Source organism: Acidovorax sp. GW823-FHT02H02 (assembly GCF_058797075.1).
The window spans coordinates 14,887-40,801 of sequence record NZ_JBXAJH010000013.1 but is presented as its reverse complement, the minus strand read 5'-3'; the positions used below and the strand labels follow the sequence as shown (position 1 = coordinate 40,801).

The window sequence follows — 25,915 nt, the reverse complement described above, 5'->3', positions numbered from 1 at the left end:
GCAGGCGATGCCCAGCTTGTACATCGGCCTCATGTCGGGCACCTCGCTCGACGGCGTGGATGGCGTTCTGGCCGATTTCTCACAAGAGAAAATGGCTGTTATCGGCCATGAATCAGCACCATTAGCTCCTGATTTAAGAGCAGAACTACTCGCACTCAACACCCCCGGCCCCAACGAACTGCACCGTGCGGCCCTGGCGGGCAATGCGCTGGCACGGGCCTACGCCGAGGTCGTGCGAAGGCTGCTGAAACACAGCGGCGTCCCCGCCAGCGCCGTACGGGCCATCGGCGCGCACGGACAGACCGTGCGCCACCGCCCCCAGGAATTCGACGGCACGGGCTATACCCTGCAACTGAACAATCCCTCCCTGCTAGCCGAGTGCACCGGCATCCCCGTGGTGGCGGATTTTCGCAGCCGGGATGTGGCTGCAGGCGGACAAGGCGCCCCGCTGGTCCCGGCCTTTCACCGGGGCGTGTTTGGCCGGACAGGCGAGACGGTGCTGGTGCTCAATATCGGCGGCATCTCCAACCTCAGCGTGCTGGGCGCCGACGGCAGCGTAGCGGGCTTCGACTGCGGGCCCGGCAACGCGCTCATGGACCACTGGTGCCAGTTGCACACCGGTCAGGCCTTTGACAAAAATGGAAACTGGGCCGCCCAGGGCCAGGTGCAACCCGACCTGCTTGCCACATTGCTGCAGGAGCCTTTTTTGCGGCAACCCCCGCCCAAAAGCACGGGGCGCGACCTGTTCAACCCGACCTGGCTGTCGGATGCGCTGGCGGCGCACTCCGGCGTCCGGCCCGTTGACGTGCAGGCTACCTTGACAGAATTGACCGCCAGCGCTTGCGCAATGAGCGCCATCGGCCATGGGAAAAATAGCAAAACACTGGCAGTGTGCGGTGGCGGCGCCTTGAACACCCAGCTGATGCGGCGCCTGCAGGCCTTGGCGCCCGGCATCTCGGTGGCGCCTACCGACACCCTGGGCCTGCCCGCGCTGCAAGTGGAGGCTGCTGCCTTTGCCTGGCTGGCCCGCCAGACGGCGCAGGGGCAAACCGGCAACCTCCAAAGCGTCACGGGCGCCCGAGGCGCCCGTGTGCTGGGGGCCGTCTACCCGGCCTGAAAAAAGAGGATTCTGCCCGACCCGTCAGGCCGAGAAGCTCGAACCGCAGCCGCAGGTGCTGGCGGCGTTCGGGTTCTTGATCACGAACTGGGCGCCCTGCAGGTCTTCCTTGTAGTCGATCTCGGCACCCACCAGATACTGGTAGCTCATGGCATCGATCAGCAGCGAGACACCATTCTTGGTCATGGTGGTGTCGTCTTCATTGGTGATTTCGTCAAAGGTAAATCCGTACTGGAAGCCCGAGCATCCGCCGCCCTGGACGAACACGCGCAGCTTCAGGTCGGGATTGCCCTCTTCGGCGATCAGGTCCGCCACCTTGGCCGCTGCGCTGTCGGTGAACAGGATGGGGGTGGGCATTTCGGTCTGGACGTTTTCGGCAACTGCGCTCATGGGGTACTCCAATTCAGGATCTGACTGGAATGCTACTGCAATCCAGTCGGGAATTCAGGCCACCGGCGTTTGACGCCAATTTCAGTGGGGGCATTGTGGCTGGCAACAAAAAACCGCCCGAAGGCGGCTTCTTGTTGCGACCCACCACCGCAAGGATGGCAGGCAGGCAGTACCAGCGCTTAACGCTTGGAGAACTGCTTGGCGCGGCGGGCGGAGTGCAGACCGACCTTCTTGCGCTCCACTTCGCGGGCGTCGCGCGTCACGAAGCCGGCTTGGCTCAGGACGGGCTTGAGCGTCGCGTCGTAGTCGATCAGGGCGCGGGTGATGCCGTGGCGGGCAGCGCCGGCCTGGCCGGATTCGCCACCACCGTGCACGTTGATCATCACGTCGAAGGTTTCGACATGGTTGGTCAGCGCCAGGGGTTGCTTGGCAATCATGATCGAGGTTTCGCGGCCGAAGTAGGACTGGATGTCCTTGCCGTTCACCGTGATCTTGCCGGAGCCTTTTTTCAGAAACACGCGGGCGACGCTGGATTTGCGACGGCCGGTGCCATTGTTCCATTCACCAATCATCTCAAGGCTCCTTAGATTTCCAGCGCTTTGGGCTGCTGGGCGGTGTGGGGATGCTCGGCACCACCGTACACCTTGAGTTTCTTGATCATCGCGTAGCCAAGGGGGCCCTTGGGCAGCATGCCCTTGACAGCCTTTTCCAGCGCGCGGCCGGGGTGCTTGGCTTGCATGTCGCGGAAGTTCGTGGCCGTGATACCGCCGGGATAACCCGAGTGGCGGTAGTACACCTTGTCCAGGGACTTGGTGCCGGTGACCTTGAGCTGGGCGGCGTTGATGATGACGATGAAGTCACCGGTGTCGACGTGAGGCGTGTAAATGGCCTTGTGTTTGCCGCGCAAACGGAGAGCAACTTCGCTGGCTACTCGTCCGAGGACCTTGTCGGTCGCGTCAATCACAAACCACTCGTGCACGACCTCAGCGGGCTTGGCGCTGAAAGTAGTAGTCATGAGTTTTCTCTTGGAAAGAGGGTTTGGCGGGTCCTTTTCCACGGTCGGTGCTTCTCTGAAGGAAGCCTCTTAGGTGGGATGAAGCCTTCGCCGCGGGACCACAAAAGCGCTGCGAAGCCTGCCATTATACAAAGCAGCACCCTTTTCAGGCAAGGGCGGCCGCGAGAACGCACTGCAGCGTCAGTTTTGCATCTGCCGGCGCTGCTCGTCGGCCTCCTGCCGCCGGCGAACATCCACACACACCGGATGCGTGGCCAATCCCGGTTTTTTGCATTCATTGAAAATGCACAGGGGACGGGCCAGCATGCCGGCATCGGCACAAGCTTCCTCAGGCCCCATGGCGCGCGCCACCGGAGCCCTGGGCCTGGGCCCCACGACCGGCTCGGGCGCAGATATATCCTGCACCACCACCGCGGTGGTGGAAGAAGGCCCCGGCAGGGCGCGGCGCTGCGCCGGCATGCGCACGGCGGGGCCGGCAACGGCGGCTTCCGCGGCGGCGGGCGCTGCGGGCACTCCGCCCGGACCGCCCGCAACCGCAGCAGCACTCTGATCGCCCTCCCCCGCCAGGGGAATGTCGCTAATGGAATTCGCCGGCACCGCCAGTGGTTCCTTGAGCTCCGTGAGCATGTCGCCGGCCGGCCTCGGGGGGGTGGAGTGCCCCTGCGTCCACCACGATGCTCCGGCGGCGGCGCCCAGGGTCAGAAGGATGCCCGCCAGCCACACCGACGACGATGGCCACCGGGACCGGGTCCCTGCGGCGGCATGCCCCGTTCGTTGCGCTCCGCTACCTGGCGCTTTTCGCGTGCGTTTTTGCTTTTGCTCGGAGCGCTCCGCCCGCGAAGGCGGTTCTGCCGGCACCGTCCCCATCCTGGGTGAATCCTCGAAAACCGAGTCTCCCACATCGATGAAAACCGTGTCAGCCATGCCTGCCGCCACCGTGTCCGGCCCCGCGGCAGCAGGGTTGTCCCGCGCGCCCAGGCCAGCAGGCGGCAGTTCAGGCCGCGCCGAACGGTAGGTCAAGTCCTCCAGATCGGCCATTTGGGGGGGAGCAGAGACAGCGTCCACAATGGGCGCGGTCCCGCCAGGGCCTGGCCGATCTGCGGATTCGACCCAGATACCCCCCAGTTCGGCCCGGAAGTCGAAGTGCTCGACGCCCTCGGGCGGCGACGTCATTCCCATGGTTTGCAGGAATGCGTCGATGCTCCGGGGCCTGTCCTCGGGGCGCAGGGCCAGGGCCTGGGCGATGGCGGCCACAAATGGCGCCGAATACTGCACGCCGAACTGGCGCTGGACGGTCTTGGCCACGCGCGCGAACGGCACCATGCGGTCCCGGATCGAGCGCAGCGTGGCGGGCAGCGGGGTGTCGTTGCACAGGCAGCCATGCACCACGGCAGCCAGCGAATACAGGTCGCTCCAGGGGCCCTGGCGCAACTCGTCATCGCCCTCGGAATACTGCTCGATGGGCGCGTAATTCACCTTGAGCACGACCGTGTGCTGGTGGCCCTGGTCATTGATGGCATGGCGCGCGGCGCCCAGGTCGAGCAGCACCGGCGGCCCGTTGTCCTGCAGGAAGATGTTGTCGGGCGAGATGTCGCGGTGCAGCGTGTTGCCCTCGTGCAGCACACGCAGCGCACCCAGCACCGACCACAGCATCTTGCGCAGCCAGGCCTCGGGCGGTGGCGTGCGCATCTGCGAGCGCGCCTGCTTGAAGGTCATGCCGGTGTACAGCGGCATGACCATGTAGGCGGTGTTGTTGGCCTCCCAGAAACGGAAAACCTTGACCAGGGACGGATGGTCGAACTGCGCCAGCAGGCGGGCCTCGCCCATGAAGGACGCCAGCCCGGTATGGTAGGTCTGCTGGTCGGATGACGATCGCACCCACAGCGATTGCCCCTGCGAACGGCCCGCAAGCGCCGAAGGCATGTACTCCTTGATGGCCACGGCGCGGTGCAGCGAATGGTCGAATGCCTTGTAGACCATGCCAAAACCGCCCACCCCGAGCAGTTGCAGTATTTCAAACTCGGCCAGACGCGTGCCCGGTGTCAGCGCGTCCACATGGTTCACACGGCTGACAGGGGTGGGGCTGGGGTTTTCGATCATCATGGGCGGGGGTAATGCGGGAACGCGTCCGGGGCAGCAACGGGAGAGATGCGCGGTGCCTCGACCGTCACGGCTTCCATCATGCTGCATGCACCGTCGCCCCCGGAAACAAAAGGCATCCTGTCTGCCAAAAACGTCACCCAACGGCACGAACGCCGCCGATTGTGCCGTTTTTTCCAGTGCGCCAGCAGCGCGCCGGCCCCGCCCAACCATCACACCTGCCGAACAACCAGGAAAATAGCTTGAATTCCCCGCAGACAAAATACTAAAAGCTATTGCTTTTATAGCATTTCAGGACTCTATTCAGGCCCGCGCTGTGCGTCCGATGCACGCTGTACAGCAACGCACATCGGCCACCAGAGGCCGAATCGTTACCATTGCGCCATGTTCAGTTATCGCCACGCCTTCCATGCAGGCAACCACGCCGATGTGCTCAAGCACACCGTCCTGATTGCCGCCTTGCAACACCTCACCGAAAAAGACGCGGCCCTCACGGTTCTCGACACCCATGCGGGTGCGGGCCTGTACCGGCTCGATGGCGACTACGCCAGCACCAGCGGCGAGGCGGGGGACGGCATCTTGCGCCTCACTGCACCCGGCGTTGCCGCCCTCACACCCGCTCTGCAGGCTTATGTGGACCTGGTGAAAGCCTTCAACCAGGGCGCCACCACCAAGGTGTACCCCGGCTCGCCCTTCATCATCCAGCGGCTGCTGCGCGAGCACGACAAGCTCAAGCTGTTTGAGCTGCACCCCACCGATCTGCGCGCGCTGGCCGGCAACGTGGCCCAGCTGGAGGCGGGTCGGCAGGTGGCCGTGCTGCACGAAGACGGTTTCGAAGGCATCAAGAAATTTTTGCCTCCACCGGCCCGCCGCGCTTTGGTGCTGTGCGATCCCAGCTATGAAATGAAGAGCGACTATGCCAAGGTGCTGGACATGGCGGCCGACTCGCTCAAGCGCTTTGCCACGGGCACCTATGCCGTCTGGTACCCCATCATTCCGCGCCCCGAAGCGCACGACCTGCCGCGCCGCCTGAAAACCCTGACCACCAAGGCGGGCAAGGGCTGGCTGCATGCCACGCTGACCGTCAAGTCCAGCAAGCTCACCGGGAAGGCGGATGGCGAAATCAAGCGTCCGGGCCTGCCTGCCAGCGGCATGTTCCTGATCAATCCCCCCTTCACCCTGAAGGCCGCCCTGAAGACCGCCCTGCCCCAGATGGTGGAATTGCTGGCCCAGGACCAGCATGCCACCCACACGCTCGAATCGGGCGGCTGAAAGCGGCGGGGCGATGGACCGCTTCCTGGCTCTACGGCCAGGCTCAAGGGGCCGATCCCGAAAGCGACTGGAAACAGTCGCTCTCGCCTTCCTCCAGCAGCCACAGTTCCACGGGCTTGATGCCCAGTCCCAGCATGCCCAGCTCCTGGGCGGCAGCCTGGCTTACATCGATCACGCGGTTCCCGGAGAAAGGGCCGCGGTCATTGATGCGCACCACCACGGCGCGGCCCGTGAGCTGGCTGCGCACACACACCCGGGTGCCGAATGGCAGGGAACGGTGTGCGGCGGTGAAGTCGCGGCGGTTGAAGATCTCGCCACTGGCCGTGCGCCGGCCGTGAAAGCGCGGTCCGTACCAGGATGCCAGGCCCTGCTGGTCGCTTTCGCGCACGGGCCCGTCCGCGCTGTCCTGCGGCTCCGCGCTGTCGGCTCCGCGCCGGGCGGCTTCGTTGCGCGCCGGCTCCGGCACTGGCTTCGCCCGCGGCGGCGGTTCGACCTGCTTGCCGGCCGCCGGCGCGCAAAACCGCGACCGGGACGCGCCACGTTGCTGCGCCAGCTCGCAGGCATTGCGGGGCTCGGTCGACATCCCGGCGGCCGCTTCGGGGAGCCCCGGGTCCGCCACCGGCAGGGGCGCACAGGCCACCAGCACCCATGAAAGCGCCGCCACCCCCAGCAGCGGGCACCAGCGCACGCTCTTCACACTCTTGTCAGTCCGCTGCATCCATCACCACTTCCTGAAAAACGAAAGGCCCCACCGCGTGGCAGTGATCACGCCCGGCCCCGCCCCCCATTACAAACCGAGGCGCCGGCACAGTTCCAGCGTTGTTGCACTCTGATTCATGGTGTAGAAGTGCAGGCCCGGCACGCCGCGCTGGCGCAACTGCTCGCACAGCGAGGTCACCACATCCAGGCCAAACGCCCGGATCGACGCCGTATCGTCACCAAAACCCTGCAGGCGCAGACGGATCCAGCGCGGAATCTCGGCACCGCAGGCATCCGAAAAGCGCATGAGCTGCGAAGACCCCATGATGGGCATGATGCCGGGCACCACCGGCACATCCAGCCCCAGGCGGCGCACATCGTTCACAAAGCGCTCGTACGCATCGGCATTGAAGAAATACTGGGTGATGGCCGAATCAGCCCCTGCCTGCACCTTGGCGGCAAAGGCCTGGAGGTCGGCCTCGGGCGACTTGGACTGCGGATGCACTTCGGGGTAGGCGGCCACCTCGATGTGAAAATCACGCCCGGTCTCGGCGCGGATGAAGGCCACCAGGTCGCTGGCGTAGTGGAACTCGCCGCCCATGCCGTAGCCGCTGGGCAGGTCACCGCGCAAGGCCACCAGGCGCTTGACGCCCATGGCCTTGAGCGTGGCGAGCTGCTCGCGCACCGACTGGCGCGTGGCCCCCACGCACGAGAAATGCGAGGCCGCGCTCACGCCCTCGGCCAGGATCTCCTGCACGGTGCCGAAGGTGCCCTCTTGCGTGGAGCCGCCTGCGCCATAGGTCACCGAGCAGAACTCGGGCTTGCGGGCATACAGCTGCTGGCGCACGGCGCGCAGCTTTTCGGCGCCCTCGGGCGTCTTGGGCGGAAAGAATTCGAAGCTCACCGGCAGACCGGTGGCTGGTGCGTTGGCCGCGGTCATGCGCCCCTCCTCGCAAAAACAAAAAATTCATGGTTGCCGTCACCGCCGCTGATGGGGCTGTCCAGCCACGCCTGCACCACCAGGCCCAGCCCGGCACAGCAGTCACGGATGCGTTGTTCCACCACGGCATACAGCGCGGCATCGCGCACGATGCCGCCCTTGCCCACCTGGCCGGGCTGCAGCTCGAACTGCGGCTTGACCAGCATCAGCAGGCTGCCGCCTGGCGCCAGCAGCGGCACCAGCGCGGGCAGCACCAGCGTGAGCGAGATGAACGACAGGTCCCCCGTCACCAGATCGAACACCGGTGTGATGTCGGTATCGGCGCATTCGGGCCGGCGGCGGCGCTCCACCGGCAGCATTCCCTGTTCGCGGGCCTTGGCGCGGGCGGCGCGCTCGGACTTGAAGGCTTCGATGTCCTGGTCCTTGGCATCGTTGCTGTCGTCGTAGGCCTCGTCCACCTGCCCGCCATTGCGCATCCAGCTGTAGGGTGCCTCGGGCTGGGTCTCGTTGTCCTCTTCGGCCTCGATCACTTCCGACAGGGCCAGCTCACAGGCATCCTGCAAGGCCTGCGCCGTCAGCGAGCGCGCATTCACGCCCTCGACGCAGACCACGCGCAGATCAGCGCGCAGCCGCTCGTGCAGCTGGCCATGGCCCACATCCACGCCAATCACCTGGGCCGCGCCCTGCTGCAGCAGGCAGTCGGTAAAGCCGCCCGTGCTCTGCCCCACATCCAAGCAGCGCAACCCCGCCACCGACAGGCCGGTGGCCCGCAGCGCCCCTTCGAGCTTGAGGCCGCCACGCGAGATGTACTTGGCCTCGGCATCGTCGAGCAGCCGCACCTCGGCCACGGACGGGATTTCGTCCCCGTTCTTGGCCACCTTCTGCCAGGGCGCCAGCGGCGACAGGCGCCACTCCACGCCCGCGGCAATCAGCCGCTGCGCCTGCGAGCGCGTGGCCGCATGGCCACGTTCCACCAAAAACACATCTGCGCGCATCGCGCCCATCCTTTTTGAGTCAAGTCAGCTGGTAGCGTTAGTAAATCAAGCGCCAGCAGCTCATATAAAAATAGCATCATTGAGCCGCGCCACCCGCCAGCGCCACCGCGGAACCGGCTTTGCCGGGCCGCTGGTGGCGTCCCCCTCAGGGGGAAGGCGCAAGCGCCCGAGGGGGAATCAGTACCTGTAGGTGTCGGGCTTGTAGGGGCCCTGCTTGGGCACGCCGATGTAGGCGGCCTGCTCGTCGCTCAGCTCGGTCAGCATGGCGCCCACCTTCTTGAGGTGCAGGCGTGCCACCTTCTCGTCGAGGTGCTTGGGCAGCACGTAGACCTTGCCCACGTCGTAGCCTTCGGGGTGGGTGAACAGCTCGATCTGCGCGATGGTCTGGTTGGCGAACGAGTTCGACATCACGAAGCTCGGGTGGCCCGTGCCGCAGCCCAGGTTCACCAGGCGGCCCTTGGCCAGCAGGATGATGCGCTTGCCGTCGGCGAAGATCACATGGTCCACCTGGGGCTTGATCTCTTCCCACTGGCAGTGTTCTTCGAGCTTGGCGACCTGGATCTCATTGTCGAAGTGGCCGATGTTGCAGACGATGGCCTGGTCCTTCATGGCCTTCATGTGTTCGAAGGTGATCACGTCACGGTTGCCGGTGGTGGTGACGAAGATGTCGGCCAGTGGCGCGGCCCATTCCATGGTCACGACCTTGAAGCCTTCCATGGCGGCCTGCAGGGCGTTGATGGGGTCGATCTCGGTCACCCACACCTGGGCGCTCAGCGCGCGCAGCGCCTGGGCACTGCCCTTGCCCACGTCGCCGTAGCCGGCCACCACGGCCACCTTGCCGGCGATCATCACGTCGGTGGCGCGCTTGATGCCGTCCACCAGCGATTCGCGGCAGCCGTAGAGGTTGTCGAACTTCGATTTGGTCACCGAGTCGTTCACGTTGATGGCGCGGAACAGCAGCGTGCCCTTGGCCGACATTTCCTTGAGGCGGTGCACGCCGGTCGTCGTCTCTTCGGTCACGCCGAGGATCTGGGCGCTCTTGCGGCTGTACCAGGTGCTGTCTTCGGCCAGCTTGGCCTTGATGGCGGCATACAGGATGCGCTCTTCCTCGCTGCCGGGATTGGCCAGCACGGAGGCGTCCTGCTCGGCCTTCTTGCCCAGGTGCATCAGCAGCGTGGCGTCGCCGCCGTCGTCCAGGATCATGTTCGGGCCTTCGCCCTCCGTGCCCTTGGCGCCGAAGTCGAAGATGCGGTGGGTGTAGTCCCAGTAGTCCACCAGGGTTTCGCCCTTGATGGCGAACACCGGCGTGCCGGTGGCGGCAATCGCGGCGGCGGCGTGGTCCTGGGTGGAGAAGATGTTGCACGAAGCCCAGCGCACATCGGCGCCCAGGGCTTTCAGGGTCTCGATCAGCACGGCCGTCTGGATGGTCATGTGCAGCGAGCCGGTGATGCGCGCGCCCTTCAGGGGCTGCCTGGCGGCGAATTCCTCGCGGATGGCCATCAGGCCGGGCATCTCGGTCTCGGCGATGCGGATTTCCTTGCGGCCCCAGTTGGCCAGGCCGATGTCGGCAATGGCGCTGTCGGCCAGGGTAGGTGCGTTGACGCGTGCGTTCATGGTTTGCTCCAAAGCATGTTTGAAAAAACCACTCGCCGGGGGGGAAGGGAAAAAGCTCACCACGCGGAAAGTGGATGAGCGTCGTTGCGAAAGTGACTCCGAGCCTCACGCCCCGCCAATGCTGGGGACGCTGCAACGCTCCTCGGATGAGGTCGGGATTATACGGACGCGCGCACCCGGCGCCACGCCATCCCGGCCGCCAGCCAGGGCGCATTCCCCGGCCACATGGCTCGGCATGCGCGGGACCCACCGATGCAAGCGCCGCATCCGCCGGCAACGATGCGCCCAGTGCGCGGGGAGGCATCCGTCACCAGGCCCCGTTGCCATGCATGGTGGCTGCCCCCCCCCAGGTACGGCAGCGCTCCTTCATTTCTCGCCATAAACCACGAGTGCGCTGGCGTCGATCCGGACATTGCCATCCGGGAATTTCTGCTCGATGGCCCGATACACCTCTTCCCGAATCTTCTCTCCCGTGGCTTCGTCGGCCTGGCCCAGTGCGGCAACCACCGGTGCGGCCACTTCGGTCATGGCCTGCCAGTACACATCGGCGGTCTGGCAGTCGAGCCGTCCCGCCACCTCCCTGACCGACACATTTTTCAGCCCGGCCTGCGCCAACAGCGCCTCGCCCCAGCCCGCCTGGGCACAGCGGAACATGCCCGGCGCGCCCGGCGCCGGTGCAGGCAAGGCCATGTTCCGGTTGATCGCGCCCATGATGGCCGTCACCCAGAAATTTTTCTCCGCCACATTCCAGACCGCAGTGGCCAGGCGCCCGCCGGGTTTCAGGACACGCGCCATCTCCCGGGCCGCCAGATCCATGTCGGGGAAAAACATGAAGCCAAAGCGGCAGCTGACGGCATCAAAACTCTGGTCCGCAAAAGGCAGCGCGCACACATCGCACACGCGGGTCTCCACATTGGCCAGCCCGCGGCGCTGCGCATTCTCCCTGGCGATCTCCAGCATGTTCGCCGCCAGGTCGGTGACGACCACCCGCCCCTGCGGAATGCGCGCCGCAATCGTCAACCCGGGCTCTCCCGTGCCGCCGGCGACATCGAGCACCACGTCCTGGCCCTTCGGGTCCAGCCAACGGATGATTTCGTCGCCCATGGGGCGCAGGAAGTCCATGAACAGCTCATCCCATTTCTTCCAGCCCGCGGAGAACCGGTTCCAGGACGCTTGCTGTTGTTCGCGAATGCTTTCTAGTTGCGAGTCCATTTGAGGTACCTCCATAGATGGTGTGCAACCCTCCGCCCCTGCGGCGCGACCGCGCCGGCAGGAGACCCGGTCATTCCGATTCCTGATCCTTGGTGTCTGGGCGCTCAACCGCAGCCCGTGCCTTGCAAGGCAATGCGCAGCAACAACGACACGGGTGATGGAAGAAGGGAATCAGACGCGGATGATGTGGCCCTTGAGCGCGTAGAGGATGCCGATCACCTCGTTCTTCGTGCCATCGTCCAGCTGGTGCTTGCCCATGGCACCAACAATGTCATCCATGACCGCCAGATACTCCTGTTCACTGATGTTCATCCCCTTGTGCACCGTGAGCATGTCTCTGCCGGTGTAAGGCTGCGGTCCCCCGGCACCCGCACAGAAGAACTCGGTCGCCATTTTCTTGGTGTGCTCCAGGTCCTCGGCGTTCTCGAAACGGGTTTTGACGAGGGGATTGCTCAGGTGGGCGGCAATGACATCGTCCACGAGGCGGGCGATGCCCGCCGATTCGCCCAGCCGTTGGTAAAGCGTGGTACCCATGGTGAACTCCTTTCGGTCAAGAAACTCCTGAATACGTTGCGCGGTCTGCCCGAGCCACGGTGGAAAAAGCTTACGCACAACCGCGCCAGATTCCTTGGCGCCACCATGGGGAAGGCGTGGAGATTGGCTGAAGATGGTGGTGCGCCATATGATTCCGGCTCTGCTTCCGTGAAGGAGTAGCCGGTGCTGCTGACTTTCAGAGACTGTGAGCTCGATACCCGTCTGTTCACCTTGCGCTGCCAGGGGCAGACACGCCAGGTCGAGCCGCAGGTGTTCGACCTGCTGGCCTACCTGCTGCAGCACCGCCACCGCATCGTGCCCCGGCAGGAACTGCTGGATGCGCTGTGGGCCGGCAAGGTGGTGAGCGAGTCGGCCCTGAGCAGTTGCATCAAGGCGGCACGCCAGGCCATCGGCGACAGTGGCATGGCCCAAGCTTGCATTGCCACCATTCCACGCCGCGGCTACCGCTTCGTGGCAACGGCCACGGAACACGAACCGCCCACCCCCCTGTGCCAGAGCGCGCCCGGCGCAGGCCCGGATCTGCCTCTCGACAAAGCCCGCGACGCGCATCCGCACCGCGCGTCCATCGCCGTCATGCCCTTCGCCGACCTCTCGCCCGTGGCCGGTGGGCGTGGGGGCACAGCCGACGCACTGGCCCACGACGTCATCACCCGGCTGGCCCAGCTGCGCAGCCTGTTCGTCATCGCACAAGGCACCGTGTTCGCGCTGCATGAACGCGACATCGGCCCGCAGGAGGCCGCGCGCCTTCTTGATGTCGACTATGTGGTGAGCGGCACCGTGCGCCGCCACGCACGGCGTCTGGTGGTGACGGCCGAACTGGTGGAGGTCCGCACCGCGCACGTCGTCTGGGCCGACATCTTCGACCGCCCCCTGGACGACGCTTTTTTCGTCCTCGACGACATTGGCAGCCAGATCGTCGCCATCGCCGCCAGCGAGATCGAGCTGGCCGAGCGCAACCGCGCCCTGCTGCGCCCGCCCAACACCCTCGATGCCTGGGAGGCCCACCACCGTGGCCTGTGGCATATGTACCGATTCAACCAGGCCGACAACGAGCGCGCCCGCCAATTCTTTGCCATGGCGGTGCACCTCGACCCCACTTTCGCGCGTGCCTACGCCGGGCTGTCGTTCACGCACTTCCAGAACGCCTTCCAGGGCTGGTCCGAGCGCGCAGCCGCTTGCGACCAGGCCATGGCCACGGCCCGCCAAAGCCTGGACGCCGACGACCGCAACCCGGCGGCCCACTGGGCCATGGGCCGGGCACTGTGGCTGCGCGCTCAGCAGGACTCGGCCGTGGTTGAGCTGGAGCAGGCCATCCACCTGAGTCCCAGCTTCGCGCTGGGTCATTACACGCTGGCGTTTGTCCAATCCCAGGCGGGCGACCCCCAGGCCGCCATCGCGGCGTCCGACCACTCGCGCCTGCTCAGCCCCTTCGACCCGCTGCTTTTCGGCATGCTGGGGACCCGCGCCATGGCGCTGGTGCGCCTGGGCCGGTTCGACGAGGCGGCGGACTGGGCCGTCAAGGCCGCCGCCCGTCCCAACGCCCACACGCACATCCGCGCCATCGCGGCCTACAGCTTGGCATTGGCGGGTTCGCTCGACCTGGCACGCACCTATGCGGCAGAAATACGCCAGGCGCGACCAAACTACCAGGCCGACGACTTTTTCGCGGCTTTCCGCTTCGACCCCGAGGGCGCAGCCCTGTTTCGCCAGGGGGCCGCGCGCATCGGCATGGCATGACGCCCTCCGAAGAGGGCATGTCCTGGGTGGAAAAGGTATTGCACCAGGCCCAGCGCTCGGGGCAGCACGGGCCACAGGCCGGCACCCGCACGGTCGGCCTTCCTGCCGCCAGAACGTGGCGTTGCGTTTTCCATGGCGGCATGAGGCATCGGTCCCGGTGAGCGGTATTTGGTTTCGCTGTGCCAGAGAAAGCGCGCCCCGCCATGAAAACCTGATGGCCATCCCCGTTGTCTCCCTGGGTGTCGCCGGCCTCGCCGCATGCGACGTGAAAAAAACCCAGGCGGGCAACGTGACGCTGCTCCAGCACGGCGTCAAAACCCCCGATGCCAGCGTGGCCACGGAGCAGAAAACCGCCACGGTGCCCACCATCAAGGCCAAGGAAAAGGCCATCGATCGGCCCCGGGTCGAGATCACACCGGCCAGCCGGCCCTGGCAGGCCATCCCGCAGGGTTGGCAGCGGCGCGGGATAATCACGGGTTGACCCACCCTTTTGACTTGGCCGCCGCCCCGGGGCGCGGCCACCGCCTGCATGTCCGCACCCTTTCTTGCCGAAACCCGGCGCCGCCGTACCTTTGCCATCATTTCCCACCCCGACGCCGGTAAAACGACGCTGACGGAAAAGCTGCTGCTGTTCTCGGGCGCAATCCAGATCGCCGGCGCCGTCAAGGGTCGCAAGGCCAGCCGCCACGCCACCTCGGACTGGATGGAGATCGAAAAGCAGCGCGGCATCTCGGTGGCCAGCTCGGTCATGCAGATGCTGTACCGCGACCACGTCATCAACCTGCTCGACACGCCCGGCCACAAGGACTTCTCGGAAGACACCTACCGCGTGCTCACCGCCGTGGACTCGGCCCTGATGGTGATCGACGCCGCCAACGGCGTGGAAGCGCAGACGCGCCGCCTGATCGAGGTCTGCCGCCAGCGCGACACGCCCATCATCACCTTCGTCAACAAGATGGACCGCGAGGTGCGCGACCCGCTGGACATCCTGGACGAGGTCGAGCGCGAGCTGGGCATGCCCTGCTGCCCCATCACCTGGCCGGTGGGCCAGGGCAAGAGCTTTGGCGGCATCATCAACCTGCGCACGCAGAGCATGACGGTGTTCACCCCCGGCAGCGACCGGGGTCCGAAAGACTTTGAAGTGATCCCGCTGGCCGAGGCCGACCGGCTGCGCCAGCGCTTTGGCCAGACCTTCGACGATGCGCTGGAGAGCATGGAACTGGCCGTCGGCGCCTCGGCCGCCTGGAACGACGAAGAGTTTCTGGCCGGCAAGCTCACGCCCGTGTTCTTCGGCTCCGGCGTGAACAACTTCGGTGTGATGGAGGTGCTGGACGCCGTGGTGGACATGTCTCCCCCGCCCGGCCCGCGCACCAGCACGCTGCAGGTGAACAAGCAGCCCGTGGTCAAAGTCATCCAGCCCGAAGACGAAGGCTTTGCCGGCGTGGTGTTCAAGGTGCAGGCCAACATGGACGCCAACCACCGCGACCGCATCGCCTTTGTGCGCGTGGCCTCGGGCAAGTACACCCCGGGCATGAAGCTCAAGGTGCAGCGCACCGCCAAGGAACTGCGCCCGACCAGTGTGGTGACCTTCATGAGCCAGCGCCGCGAGGCGGTCGAAGAGGCCTACGCGGGCGACATCATCGGCTTCACCACGCACGGCGGCGTGCAGCTGGGTGACACCATCACCGACGGCGCCAACCTGCAGTTCACGGGCCTGCCGTTCTTCGCCCCCGAGCTGTTCATGACCGTCATCCTGAAAAACCCGCTGCGCACCAAGCAGCTGCAGCAAGGCCTGGCGCAGCTGGGCGAGGAAGGCGCCATCCAGGTCTTCCGGCCCGACGTGGGCGGCCCCATGCTGCTGGGCGCCGTGGGCCAGCTGCAGTTTGAAGTGGTGCAGCACCGCCTGAAGGCCGAATACGACGCCGATGTGCGCCTGGAAGGTTGCCAGTACACCGGCGCGCGCTGGATCACCGCCGACAGCCCGGCCGACCTGCGTGCCTTCACCGACGCCTATCCCATGCGCCTGTCGCACGATGCGGCCAACGCATTGGCCTACCTGTGCACCTCGCCGTATGACGTGCGGCTGGCGCAGGAGCGGTTTCCGAAAATCCACTTCCATCCGCTGCGCGAGCACGCGGGCCTGGCGCTGGACAGCAACCACTGACAGCGGCGACCATGACGGCATGGATGCGCGCCCTGAGCGAATGGCCGGTGCCGGCGCCTGGGCAACTGCTGGGCGTGTTCACCGACATCGACGACACCCTGACCACCGACGGTGCCATCACGCCCGATGCGCTGCAGGCCCTGGCGGCGCTCCAGGCCGGCGGCCTGCATGTGATCCCCATCACCGGCCGGCCCGTGGGCTGGAGCGAGCCATTTGCCGCCACCTGGCCCGTGGACGCCATCGTGGCGGAAAACGGCGCCGTGGCGTTGCGGCGCGTTGCCAACGCTGCGAATGAAAATGGGCTGTTGCGCAATCAAGAAAGGCGTGAGCAGCTATCAAAAACATACCAACAGGACGCTGCCACGCGGGCGGCCAACTACGCGCGCATGCAGCAGGTTCTGGCGCAGGTCGAGCGCGAGGTGCCCGGTGCCCACCGCGCCACGGACTCGCCGGGCCGCGAGACCGACATCGCCATCGATCACAGCGAATTCACCCATCTGCCGCCGGATGCCATCGCCCACGCCGTGCGCATCATGCGCAGCGCGGACATGAACGCCACGGTGAGCAGCATCCACATCAACGGCTGGTTTGGCGCGCACAACAAGCTGGAGGGCGCCCGCTGGATCGTGCGCGAACTGTTCGGGCGCGACCTGGATGCCGAGATCGACCGCTGGGTGTATGTGGGCGACTCCACCAACGACCAGCTCATGTTCCAGCACTTTCCCCGCAGCGTGGGCGTGGCCAACATTGCGCGCTTTGTGCCGCAACTGGCGCATCTGCCGCGCTATGTGACGCAGGGCGAGCGCGGCGCGGGTTTTGCGGAGGTCGCGCGCGCGGTGCTGGCGACACGTTGATGCCATCCGGCAAGGCCGGCGGTGCCCCGGCACACCCAAGCTGCGCTAGAGTTCGGCATGGACTTGATCAACACTCTCCGACACTGGCAGGCCATCGACCGGACCAGGGCACGCCTGCCCAGTGAAAATCTCATGGTCGCCGGCCTGGGGCTGGCCCTGATCGCCGTCTCCCTGCGCTCGGAACGCCGCGGCACGGCCGCGCTGCAGGCCGCCGCCGGGGGCGCGCTGATCTTGCGGGCCGCCCGTGGCAGCAACTACCTGACGCGCGATCCGGACCCGCGCATCAGCGGGGCCTGGGATGCCCACCTGGAAGACGCCCGGGAACTCGGTCTGGATTGAGCGGCCGGACAAAAACTGGATGTCTTTTCCGGCCATTGTGCGCGCAACACCTGCACAAATAGCTATTGAATAAATAGCATTACTGCACCTTCGCCAGGCCCAGCTTTTCCACCAGCGCCTTCTCGCGCGCAAAAGTGTCCTGCGCGAACTTCTGGTACGCCGCCGTGCCCATGTAAATGGGCACCATGTCATAGCGCGCCAGCGCCGTGCGGTAGCTCTCTTGCTCCATGGCCTGCTTGAACGCGTCGTGCAGGCGCTTGACCACGGGCGCTGGCGTGCCCTTGGGCGCACCAATGCCGAACGGCGAGTTCTGGACGATGTCCAGGCCCAGTTCCTTGAGTGTGGGTGCATCAGGAAACTTGGCCAGACGTTCGGCCCCCCAGGTGTTGAGCACGCGCAGCTTGCCCGCTTCGACCTGCGGGGCAAAGCCCGTGGAGTCGGCCGCCGCCATGATGTTGCCACCCAGAATGGATTGCATCAGGTCGGCACTGCCCTTGTAGGGCACATGCAGCAGTTCGATGCCAAGCTTTTGCGCGATCAGTTCGGTCGTCAGGTGCGGGCTGGTCATGGTGCCGGTGGAGCCATAGCTGAGCTTGCCCGGATTGGCCTTGGCCCAGGCCACAAAGTGCGTCCAGGTCTTCAGCGGTGAATCGGCCGGCACCACGATGCCGAACGCATAGCCGGTGACGTTGAGCACGTAGCTGATGTCCTTGACCGGGTCCCAGTTGATCTTGGTGGTGTAGGGCATGCGGAACACGCCCAGGGGAATCTGGGCGATGGTGTACCCGTCAGCGGCAGCCCCTTGCAAGGCTTGCGCCGGCAGCGTGCCTCCGGCACCGGGCTTGTTTTCCACGATCACGGGCTGGCCCAGGATGCGGCCGGCGTTCTCAGCCAGCACGCGCATGGTGATGTCGGTGGGGCCGCCTGCGGGGAAGGCGATCACGAGCTTGATCGGTTTGACCGGAAAACTCTGGGCGCTGGCGGAGCCCAGGGCGGCGGCGGCCATGGCGGCTGCGCCCCATTGGATGATGTGTCGGCGTTGCATGTGGCGATCCTCAAGAGACGAAAAACCCCATTGGAGCGCAATTTCCGCGCCACGGCACGGAGGAAAGCCCCGAGCGGCTGTCGCCAAGGCGGCAGCGGATGGAGACCGCGCTCAGTACCGCTGGGGCACGTACATCTCGGCGGGCACCGGCTGGCGCAGGTATTCGGGGTTGCGCTCCCGCGCAGGCAGCTCCACCGGGGCGTGCGGCACTTCGTGGTACGGCAGCTGGTCCAGCAGGTGCGCAATGCAGTTCAGGCGCGCCTTTTTCTTGTCCACCGCCTGCACCACCCACCAAGGCGCCTCGGGGATGTGGGTGCGCTCCAGCATGGTTTCCTTGGCCTTGGTGTAGGCCTCCCAGCGCACGCGGCTTTCCAGGTCCATGGGGCTCAGTTTCCACTGTTTGAGCGGGTCGTGGATGCGGCCCAGAAAGCGCAGGTGCTGTTCGTCGTCGGTGATGGAGAACCAGTACTTGATGAGCGTGATGCCCGAGCGCACGAGCATCTTCTCGAACTCGGGCACGGTGCGGAAGAACTCTTCGTATTCGTCGTCGGTGCAAAAGTCCATCACGCGCTCGACGCCCGCGCGGTTGTACCAGCTGCGGTCAAACAGCACCATCTCGCCCGCAGCGGGCAGGTGCGCCACATAGCGTTGGAAGTACCACTGCGTGCGCTCGCGGTCGTTGGGCGCGGGCAGCGCGGCCACGCGCACCACACGCGGGTTCAGGCGCTGGGTGATGCGTTTGATGACACCGCCCTTGCCGGCGGCATCGCGCCCCTCGAACAGGATCACCACCTTCTTGCGCGTGTGCTGCACCCAGTCCTGGAGCTTGACCAGCTCGCCCTGCAGGCGAAACAGCTCCCTGAAATAGGCCTGGCGCTCACCCCGGTCGGCGACATGGCGGCCTTCCAGTTCCAGCTCGATCTCTTCGTCGTAGCTGTCCACCAGATCGCTCGCGATGCGCCGCACCAGGTCGTCGTGGTCATTCAGTGCACTGGGCAGCGTCATGGGAATGGGGTTCCTGGAAAGAGCAGGCCATGCTGCCCACGCCCCATGACACCCCCATGTCAATGGAATGACGCCGTCAGTGGTCACCCCGCATCACTGCGCCTTTATGGCAAGCCGATCCAGTACGCCAGCACGATCAGCACCAGCACCAGCGCCAGCCAGCCCGCCACCAGCCAGCGCCACAAGGCGGGCGCATGCCGCAGTTCGAGAAAATCCAGGCACACCAGCAAGCCCTTGGCGAACGCCAGGGCAAACATGGCCAGCACAGGCCCCATGGAGCCATGGCCGGTCAGGCCCGCCTCGCCAATCCAGTAAGTGGCGGCGGTGATGGCCAGCAAGATCATCCAGATCCGGGTGAGAGAAAGAGCATGCATTTTCAAGGTCCTCAACGCATCACATAAACCAGCGGAAACAGCACGATCCACAGCAGATCGACCATGTGCCAGAACGCAGCACCCGTCTCGAGGGCGTGGCAATCCTGGCTGCCGTAGCGCCCGCGCCGCGTTTTCACCCACAGATAACCCAGCGCCAGCATGCCCACCACCACATGCAGAAAGTGGAAGCCGGTCAAGAGGAGGTAGAACATGTAGAAAGTATTGGTCGACAGATCCACACCAGAGGCCAGCTTCTGCGCGTATTCGCCCAGCTTGACCACCATAAAGCCGCCCCCGCAGACCAGCGCTCCCAGCAGCCAGCGCGCGCCCACCGCCGAGGCATCGCGCCGCACGGCGGCCACCGCGCTGGCCACGCACCAGCTGCCCGAGATCAGCAGCACGGTGTTGAGCGCACCGGCGTTCAGGTTGAGCGTGGCTTGCGAGGCATTGAACAGCGCCACCTCCCGCGTGCGGGCAAAGGCAAAGGACACAAAGAGGATGGCAAAGGTCAAAAACTCCAACAGAATGACCAGCCAGACACCCAGGTCACCACGGAGCCTGGGCGCGGCACCCTGAAAGTGCGCACGGGTGCCAGCACCGCCGGCCGCACCCGACACCGGGCGCGCCGCCCGGCCTGCAGGTGAAAAAGTCGAGGAAATAGGGTCATGCATGAAACACATCCTGTCTGATGATCGGCCGCCGTTCGCGGGGAGTTGCACACAAGCAACTCTGGGTTTGCATTTTTTTCGCGCAATGCACTCAGAGGCATTGGATCAATGTAAGATTCATTTCGTATGAATCTTATTGATTCTAATCAACCTTTCGACCCGCTAAGTCATTACGATGCGGATTCATCACTGCATGAGGTACACCATGAGTCAAGGCTTCACGAGCCAGATGGCGCGCAACATTTTTTACGGGGGCACGGTTTTTTTCGTGCTCGTGTTTGCGAGTCTCATTTTCCACACCGAAACCAAGATCCCCGAGCGCTCCAAGTCGGGCGAAATCACGGAGGCTGTAGTCCGCGGCAAGCATCTCTGGGAGACGCGCAACTGCATCGGCTGCCATACGTTGCTGGGCGAAGGGGCGTATTTCGCGCCTGAGCTGGGTAACGTCTATGCACGTCGGGGCCCTGATTTCATCAAGGGCTGGATAAAAGCCATGCCCACGCACACGCCGGGGCGCCGGCAGATGCCGCAGTTCAACTTCACCGAAGCACAGCTGGACGATCTGGTCGAGTTCCTGCGGTGGACCAATGGCATCGATGCCGAGAAGTGGCCACCCAATATCGAAGGGTAAGCATCTCAGTGCACTGAGATCTCACATTCAAGGACACAAAAATGCAACCCGCAACCCTTAAATACCAATCGCAGTCAGTCGCCAAGCTGTACTTCATCGCGGCGCTGGGACTGTTCACCGGCCAGATCCTCTTCGGTCTGACGCTCGGCCTGCAATACGTGATCGGCGACCTGATGTTCCCGGCCATTCCCTTCAACATCGCCCGCATGGTTCACACCAACCTGCTGATCGTGTGGCTGCTGTTCGGCTTCATGGGCGCCGCCTACTACATGGTGCCCGAAGAGAGTGAAACCGAGCTCTGGAGCCCGCTCTTCGCCAAGATTCTGTTCTGGATCTTCCTGGCTGCCGGCGCCGCCACCATCCTGGGCTACCTGCTGGTGCCCTACGCCACGCTGGCGCAGATGACCGGCAACGACCTGCTGGCCACCATGGGGCGCGAATTCCTGGAGCAACCCCTGCCCACCAAGGTCGGCATCGTGGTCGTGGCGCTGGGCTTTTTGTTCAACATCAGCATGACCGTGCTCAAGGGCCGCAAGACCGCCATCACCCTGGTGCTGCTGCTCGGCCTGTGGGGCCTGGCGCTGCTGTTCCTGTTCAGCTTCGTCAACCCCAGCAACCTGGTGCGCGACAAGATGTACTGGTGGTTCGTGGTGCACCTGTGGGTGGAAGGCACCTGGGAGCTGATCATGGCCTCTCTGCTGGCCTTCGTGCTCATCAAGACCACCGGGGTTGACCGTGAAGTGATCGACAAGTGGATGTACATGATCGTCGCCTTCGCGCTGATCTCGGGCATTCTGGGCACGGGCCACCACTTCTACTTCATCGGCCTGCCAGGCTACTGGCACTGGGTGGGTGGCGTGTTCTCCGCACTCGAACCCATTCCGTTCTTCATGATGACGCTGTTTGCCTTCAACATGGTGCAGCGCCGCCGCCGCGAACACCCCAACCAGGCTGCCGTGCTGTGGGCCGTGGGCACCGCCGTCATCGCCTTCCTGGGCGCAGGGGTCTGGGGCTTCATCCACACGCTCAGCTGGGTCAACTACTACACGCACGGCTCGCAAGTCACTGCGGCCCACGGCCACCTGGCTTTCTACGGCGCTTACGTGCTGGTGGTGCTGGCCCTCATCAGCTACTCCATGCCCATCCTGCGCGGCCGCGAAGCCAACCCCAAGCACGCACAGCGCGTTGAAATGTGGAGCTTCTGGATCATGAGCATCGGCATGGCCGTCATGGTGCTGGCCCTCAGCGGCGCAGGTATCCTGCAAGTCTGGCTGCAGCGCATGCCCGCTTCGGGCACGGCGATGTCCTTCATGGCCACGCAAGACCAGTTGGTGTTCTTCTACTGGACGCGTGTAGCAGGCGGCGTCATGTTCCTGATCGGTCTGCTGACCTACCTGTCGAGCTTCTTCATTGGCCCATCGGCTGACGAAGCAAGCAACTTCAGCGCCAGCGGCAGCCGTCTGCAACAGGCCTGAGCCATGCAAGCCCACGCCCACGCAGCGGCCTCACAGACCATTGGCAACAGCAACGCGCTGGGCGCGGCCCCTGTTGCGGGCGATGCACCGTTTTACGCAGCCCAGGGGAGCGAATGTGCACTCTTTGCACATTGCTTTGATCAGCAGCTGCCGCTGCTGATCAAAGGCCCCACGGGCTGCGGCAAGACCCGTTTTGTCGAACACATGGCGGCACGCCTGGCGCGCCCCCTGATCACTGTCTCGTGCCACGACGATCTGAGCGCGGCCGACCTCGTCGGTCGCCATCTGATCGGACAGGGCAACACCGTCTGGGCCGACGGGCCGCTCACCCGCGCCGTGCGCGAAGGCGCCATTTTGTACCTGGACGAAGTGGTGGAGGCCCGCAAGGACACCACCGTCGTGCTGCATCCGCTGGCCGACGACCGGCGCCTGCTGCCCATCGAGCGCACGGGCGAGCTGCTCAAGGCGCCGCCCGAGTTCATGCTCGTCATCTCCTACAACCCGGGTTACCAGAATCTGCTCAAGGGCCTCAAGCCCAGCACACGCCAACGCTTCACCGCCCTGGCGCTGGACTACCCGGCCCCGGCGGTCGAGCGCGCCATCCTGGAGCGCGAAGGCCACGCCTCACCGGCACTGGCCGCGCGCCTGGTGCAACTCGCCCAGGCACTGCGCCGCCTCACCGACCACGACCTCGAAGAAACCGCCAGCACCCGCCTGCTGGTCATGGCGGCACGCCTGGTCGCTTCGGGCCTGCCGCTGCGCGAAGCCTGCCGCGCCGCCGTGATCGAAGCGCTGACCGACGACACCGAGACCCTGCTCGCACTCAACGAAGTGGTGCGCGCCGTGGTGGGCGATGACAACTGACTGTTCCAGCTGTGCCAGTGCCTCCGGTTGCTCCACCGGAGCAGCCAGGGCCGGCAGCACGCAGGACGGCCGTGCATCCGAGGCGCAGCCCGCCACCCAGCAGCTGCAGCGCCGCCGGCGCTGGTTCCAGCTCTCCTTTTTTGCCATTTTCTTGCTGGCCCCCGCGCTGAACCTGCTGCGCTTTGACCTCACCGAGACCCAGTTGTGGGTGCTTGGTTTTCGCTGGTCACTGGGCATTGATGCGTTCCTGCGCGGCGAGGCCAGCGCCATGCAGACGGCATGGTCCATCACCTGGCGCGGCATCATTCCCGTGCTCACCCTGGTGGTCGGTTTTCTGGCCGTGGCCTACCACTTTGGCCGTCTCTATTGCGGCTGGCTGTGTCCGCATTTTTCGCTGGTCGAAACCCTCAACGATCTGCTGCACCGCGCTACCGGCAAGCTCAGCGTATGGGACAAATCCCCCACGCCGCGCCCCGGCCGCACCGCCGACAAGCACTGGTGGCCGGTGTTCCTGGCGGCCTGCCTGGTCTTTGGCTTTGTCTGGGCCATCACGCTGCTGACCTATCTGCTGCCGCCCGCCATGGTCTGGGGCAACCTGGTGCACGGCACCCTCACCCCCAACCAGGCGCGCTTTCTGGCAGTGGGCACGCTGGTCTTCACCCTGGAGTTCACCCTCGCGCGGCACCTTTTTTGCCGCTATGGCTGTGCCGTGGGCCTGTTCCAGAGCGTCGCCTGGATGGCCAACCCCAAGGCGATGGTGGTGTCGTTCACGCGCAGCCGTGCACGCGAATGCAAGACCTGCGACGCGCCACGCGGCAGCGCCTGCGACAACGCCTGCCCCATGCGCCTGAACCCGCGCAACATCAAGCGCATGATGTTTGCCTGTGTGCAGTGCGGCCAGTGCCTGTCCGCATGCGATACCACGCAGACCGACCAGGGCCGCACCCCTAGCCTCGAATGGAAGGTGGGCCTGGACGCCGTGCGCGAAACCCTGCGCCAGCGGCGCGAGGAGCAGCGCTGATGGAAGAATGGATTGGCCAGTGGTGGCACCGCGCCGTCACCCGCGCCGCGGAACCTGATCGTACCCATGCGCAGGTCACCCTGGAAGAAATGCGCCGCAGCATCGCGTTGCTCTACCGCGCCGGCGGCGGTGACGCCGCTGTGCGCGTGACCCCGGTGGCCGACAGCCGCCATGGCGGGCCGCGCGGCTGGCTGCAACGCCTGGCCGGCAGCGGCATCCGCGTGCCCCTGCCGGTGCTCGACTGGGAAACCCTGGCCCTGCCCGCCCAGGTGGCGGTGTTCGATCAGCGCGAACTCAACCGCGAACTCTACCTCTGGCTGGCCGCACTGGCCGCCGTGTTTGAACCCACGGGCGACTGGATTGCCGACAACCGCGCCGCCACGGCACGGGCGCTGCAGCGCTTTGCCGGCCTGCGCAGCTCCCACGCGCGCCTGGCGCAAGCGCACCTCGCCCAGCGCCCCCCCCTGGCCCGCCTGCGCGCCGACGCAGCGCCCTTCGAAGCGGCCGTGCAGGCAGCCCTGCGCGGCGATGACCACGGCCCGCTCTTCGTGGAGCCGCAGCAGGTCGCCCCGGTCTGGCTCTGGCTGACGGCCGGCCTGGGCAACGCCGCGGCGGGCACATCCGGCCACACCGGCGACGGCACGGGCGAGCGTCCCGACGGCGCGCCCGATACCGAAAGCAAGTCGCGCCGCCGCTCGCGCCGCGTGGAACAGAAAGAGGCGCGCAACCCGCTGCTGGTGGCCGCCAAGACCGAGTCCATCACCACCTGGAGCGAGCTGATCCGCCTCGACCGTGGCACCGACGACGAAGTCGATCCCAACGCCACCGCAGCCGCCAACGACATGGACACCTTGTCGCTGGCGCGCGGCGAGCAGACCACGGCCTCGCGCATCAAGTTCGACCTGGACCTGCCCAGCGCCTCGGCCGACGACCTGCCCCTGGGCCCCGGCCGCAAGACCCCCGAATGGGACTGGCGCCGCAGCGTGCTGCAGCCCGAGCACTGCTCGGTGCAATGCTCGGTCGCACGGCCCGGCACGCCTTATGTGCCACCGCAGGCCCTGCGCGCCACGGCGCGGCGCGTGCGCCGGCGCCTGGAAGTGCTGCGCGCCGCACCACGCTGGCAGGGTGGCCAGACCACGGGCGACGAATTCGACATCGATGCCTGGGTGCGCTTTCAGACCGAATCACAAGGTGGCGTGCAGCACAGTGACTCGCCCCCGGTATACATCCGGCGCCAGCGCGCGGAACGCAGCCTGGCCACGCTGCTGCTGGCCGACCTGTCGCTCTCCACCGACGCCTACGCCACCGACCACGCCCGCGTGATCGACGTGATCCGCGACGCGCTGTACGTGTTTGGCGAAGCGCTCTCCGGCACGGGCGATGCCTTTGAAATGCTGGGCTTCAGCTCGGTGCGGCGCCAGCATGTGCGCATCCAGCACATCAAGGGCTTTGGCGAGCGCTGGAACGACACCGTGCGCTCCCGCGTGGGGGCACTCAAGCCCGGTTTCTATACCCGCATGGGCGCTGCGGTGCGCGACGCCACCCGCCGCCTGGGTGCGCGCCCCGAGCGCCAGCGGCTGCTGCTGGTGCTGACCGACGGCAAGCCCAACGATCTCGACATCTATGAAGGCCGCTATGGCCTGGAAGACACCCGCCATGCGGTGCAGGAAGCGCGCGATGCGGGCCTGATCCCGTTTTGCGTCACCATCGACCAGGAAGCCCACGAATACCTGCCCATGCTGTTCGGCAGCCAGGGCTATGCGCTGGTGCGGCGCCCCCAGGATCTGGTGCAGCGCCTCACGCAGGCCTGGGTGACGCTGGCGCGCTGA

The 25,915-nt window shown here is 65.6% G+C and carries 26 protein-coding genes and 1 riboswitch; of the genes, 12 read left to right on the top strand and 14 right to left on the bottom strand.

The annotated features are described in order from the left end of the window. Positions 1–7: 7 nt before the first annotated feature. Positions 8–1,117 carry an anhydro-N-acetylmuramic acid kinase gene (locus tag AC1RDS_RS14395; protein ID WP_348682468.1) on the top strand — a complete coding sequence of 370 codons (1,110 nt, stop codon included), beginning with the start codon at positions 8–10 and terminating at the stop codon, positions 1,115–1,117. A 24-nt stretch (positions 1,118–1,141) separates the two neighbouring features. On the opposite strand, the gene erpA is transcribed toward AC1RDS_RS14395, so the two are convergent. The 4 genes from erpA to AC1RDS_RS14375 all read right to left on the bottom strand — a co-directional run bounded on the left by erpA (position 1,142) and on the right by AC1RDS_RS14375 (position 4,622). Continuing rightward, positions 1,142–1,507 (bottom strand): iron-sulfur cluster insertion protein ErpA, encoded by a 366-nt coding sequence (erpA, locus tag AC1RDS_RS14390; protein ID WP_092699568.1) that lies wholly within the window; start codon positions 1,505–1,507, stop codon positions 1,142–1,144. A 179-nt stretch (positions 1,508–1,686) separates the two neighbouring features. Next, a complete protein-coding gene (rpsI, locus tag AC1RDS_RS14385) occupies positions 1,687–2,079 on the bottom strand; it encodes a 30S ribosomal protein S9 (protein WP_026437699.1) in 393 nt (130 codons plus the stop codon). A gap of 11 nt (positions 2,080–2,090) precedes the next feature. Beyond that, positions 2,091–2,522 (bottom strand): 50S ribosomal protein L13, encoded by a 432-nt coding sequence (rplM, locus tag AC1RDS_RS14380; RefSeq protein ID WP_056414298.1) that lies wholly within the window; start codon positions 2,520–2,522, stop codon positions 2,091–2,093. A 180-nt stretch (positions 2,523–2,702) separates the two neighbouring features. Further along, on the bottom strand, positions 2,703–4,622 hold the full coding sequence (locus AC1RDS_RS14375; protein ID WP_348682477.1) for a serine/threonine protein kinase: 1,920 nt from the start codon (positions 4,620–4,622) through the stop codon (positions 2,703–2,705). 384 nt (positions 4,623–5,006) lie between these two features. Between AC1RDS_RS14375 and AC1RDS_RS14370 the strand changes: the two genes are divergently transcribed. After that, positions 5,007–5,894, top strand: coding sequence for a 23S rRNA (adenine(2030)-N(6))-methyltransferase RlmJ (locus tag AC1RDS_RS14370; protein WP_348682466.1), 888 nt, complete (start codon positions 5,007–5,009; stop codon positions 5,892–5,894). 43 nt (positions 5,895–5,937) lie between these two features. Here AC1RDS_RS14370 and AC1RDS_RS14365 read toward each other — a convergent pair whose 3' ends face one another. From AC1RDS_RS14365 to AC1RDS_RS14340, 6 genes are all read right to left on the bottom strand, one after another. Next, a complete protein-coding gene (locus AC1RDS_RS14365) occupies positions 5,938–6,612 on the bottom strand; it encodes a septal ring lytic transglycosylase RlpA family protein (RefSeq protein ID WP_348682465.1) in 675 nt (224 codons plus the stop codon). Positions 6,613–6,681: 69 nt separating this feature from the next. Beyond that, positions 6,682–7,533: a methylenetetrahydrofolate reductase [NAD(P)H] gene (gene metF, locus AC1RDS_RS14360; protein ID WP_348682464.1), complete on the bottom strand. Its 852-nt coding sequence runs from the start codon at positions 7,531–7,533 to the stop codon at positions 6,682–6,684. Next, a complete protein-coding gene (locus AC1RDS_RS14355; protein WP_348682463.1) occupies positions 7,530–8,528 on the bottom strand; it encodes a TlyA family RNA methyltransferase in 999 nt (332 codons plus the stop codon). Before AC1RDS_RS14355 ends, metF begins: the two co-directional genes overlap by 4 nt. A 177-nt stretch (positions 8,529–8,705) precedes the next feature. After that, positions 8,706–10,142: an adenosylhomocysteinase gene (gene ahcY, locus AC1RDS_RS14350; RefSeq protein ID WP_303835724.1), complete on the bottom strand. Its 1,437-nt coding sequence runs from the start codon at positions 10,140–10,142 to the stop codon at positions 8,706–8,708. Between the two features lie 69 nt (positions 10,143–10,211). Beyond that, positions 10,212–10,290, bottom strand: a riboswitch (S-adenosyl-L-homocysteine riboswitch). Positions 10,291–10,508: 218 nt separating this feature from the next. Then, positions 10,509–11,354, bottom strand: a complete 846-nt coding sequence (locus AC1RDS_RS14345) for a class I SAM-dependent methyltransferase (protein WP_303835723.1) — start codon at positions 11,352–11,354, stop codon at positions 10,509–10,511. A gap of 171 nt (positions 11,355–11,525) precedes the next feature. Then, positions 11,526–11,888, bottom strand: coding sequence for a group I truncated hemoglobin (locus tag AC1RDS_RS14340; RefSeq protein WP_303835722.1), 363 nt, complete (start codon positions 11,886–11,888; stop codon positions 11,526–11,528). A 183-nt stretch (positions 11,889–12,071) separates the two neighbouring features. On the opposite strand from AC1RDS_RS14340, the gene AC1RDS_RS14335 reads away from it, so the two are divergent. From AC1RDS_RS14335 to AC1RDS_RS14315, 5 genes are all read left to right on the top strand, one after another. Further along, positions 12,072–13,646, top strand: coding sequence for a winged helix-turn-helix domain-containing protein (locus AC1RDS_RS14335; protein WP_348682462.1), 1,575 nt, complete (start codon positions 12,072–12,074; stop codon positions 13,644–13,646). A 214-nt stretch (positions 13,647–13,860) separates the two neighbouring features. Next, a complete protein-coding gene (locus tag AC1RDS_RS14330) occupies positions 13,861–14,127 on the top strand; it encodes a hypothetical protein (protein WP_348682461.1) in 267 nt (88 codons plus the stop codon). A gap of 48 nt (positions 14,128–14,175) precedes the next feature. Further along, complete coding sequence (locus AC1RDS_RS14325) at positions 14,176–15,810, top strand: peptide chain release factor 3 (protein ID WP_303835716.1); 1,635 nt, start codon at positions 14,176–14,178, stop codon at positions 15,808–15,810. A gap of 23 nt (positions 15,811–15,833) precedes the next feature. Then, complete coding sequence (locus tag AC1RDS_RS14320; protein WP_303835732.1) at positions 15,834–16,664, top strand: HAD-IIB family hydrolase; 831 nt, start codon at positions 15,834–15,836, stop codon at positions 16,662–16,664. A gap of 57 nt (positions 16,665–16,721) precedes the next feature. Continuing rightward, positions 16,722–17,003 carry a hypothetical protein gene (locus AC1RDS_RS14315; protein ID WP_092699552.1) on the top strand — a complete coding sequence of 94 codons (282 nt, stop codon included), beginning with the start codon at positions 16,722–16,724 and terminating at the stop codon, positions 17,001–17,003. 79 nt (positions 17,004–17,082) lie between these two features. Here the strand turns inward: AC1RDS_RS14315 and AC1RDS_RS14310 are convergent, their stop codons facing one another. The 4 genes from AC1RDS_RS14310 to AC1RDS_RS14295 form a co-directional block, all read right to left on the bottom strand. Then, positions 17,083–18,048 (bottom strand): tripartite tricarboxylate transporter substrate binding protein, encoded by a 966-nt coding sequence (locus AC1RDS_RS14310; protein WP_303835714.1) that lies wholly within the window; start codon positions 18,046–18,048, stop codon positions 17,083–17,085. Positions 18,049–18,159: 111 nt separating this feature from the next. Further along, a complete protein-coding gene (gene ppk2, locus AC1RDS_RS14305) occupies positions 18,160–19,053 on the bottom strand; it encodes a polyphosphate kinase 2 (RefSeq protein WP_303835713.1) in 894 nt (297 codons plus the stop codon). A 104-nt stretch (positions 19,054–19,157) separates the two neighbouring features. Beyond that, positions 19,158–19,427, bottom strand: a complete 270-nt coding sequence (locus AC1RDS_RS14300) for a cytochrome C oxidase subunit IV family protein (protein WP_303835711.1) — start codon at positions 19,425–19,427, stop codon at positions 19,158–19,160. A gap of 11 nt (positions 19,428–19,438) precedes the next feature. Beyond that, positions 19,439–20,098 (bottom strand): cytochrome c oxidase subunit 3 family protein, encoded by a 660-nt coding sequence (locus AC1RDS_RS14295; RefSeq protein ID WP_303835709.1) that lies wholly within the window; start codon positions 20,096–20,098, stop codon positions 19,439–19,441. Between the two features lie 202 nt (positions 20,099–20,300). Here AC1RDS_RS14295 and AC1RDS_RS14290 point away from each other — a divergent pair, with 202 nt between their 5' ends. Genes AC1RDS_RS14290 through AC1RDS_RS14270 form a run of 5 tightly spaced genes read left to right on the top strand, consistent with a single transcriptional unit; the run spans position 20,301 to position 25,915 of the window. Beyond that, the gene (locus AC1RDS_RS14290) at positions 20,301–20,726 is read left to right on the top strand and encodes a c-type cytochrome (RefSeq protein ID WP_092699546.1); all 426 of its coding nucleotides are present in this window, start codon (positions 20,301–20,303) and stop codon (positions 20,724–20,726) included. Positions 20,727–20,767: 41 nt separating this feature from the next. After that, positions 20,768–22,201 (top strand): cbb3-type cytochrome c oxidase subunit I, encoded by a 1,434-nt coding sequence (locus tag AC1RDS_RS14285; protein WP_348682459.1) that lies wholly within the window; start codon positions 20,768–20,770, stop codon positions 22,199–22,201. 3 nt (positions 22,202–22,204) lie between these two features. After that, positions 22,205–23,065, top strand: coding sequence for a CbbQ/NirQ/NorQ/GpvN family protein (locus tag AC1RDS_RS14280; RefSeq protein WP_348682458.1), 861 nt, complete (start codon positions 22,205–22,207; stop codon positions 23,063–23,065). Continuing rightward, positions 23,055–24,086 carry a 4Fe-4S binding protein gene (locus AC1RDS_RS14275; protein WP_348682456.1) on the top strand — a complete coding sequence of 344 codons (1,032 nt, stop codon included), beginning with the start codon at positions 23,055–23,057 and terminating at the stop codon, positions 24,084–24,086. Before AC1RDS_RS14280 ends, AC1RDS_RS14275 begins: the two co-directional genes overlap by 11 nt. Then, positions 24,086–25,915, top strand: a complete 1,830-nt coding sequence (locus AC1RDS_RS14270; protein WP_348682455.1) for a nitric oxide reductase activation protein NorD — start codon at positions 24,086–24,088, stop codon at positions 25,913–25,915. Before AC1RDS_RS14275 ends, AC1RDS_RS14270 begins: the two co-directional genes overlap by 1 nt.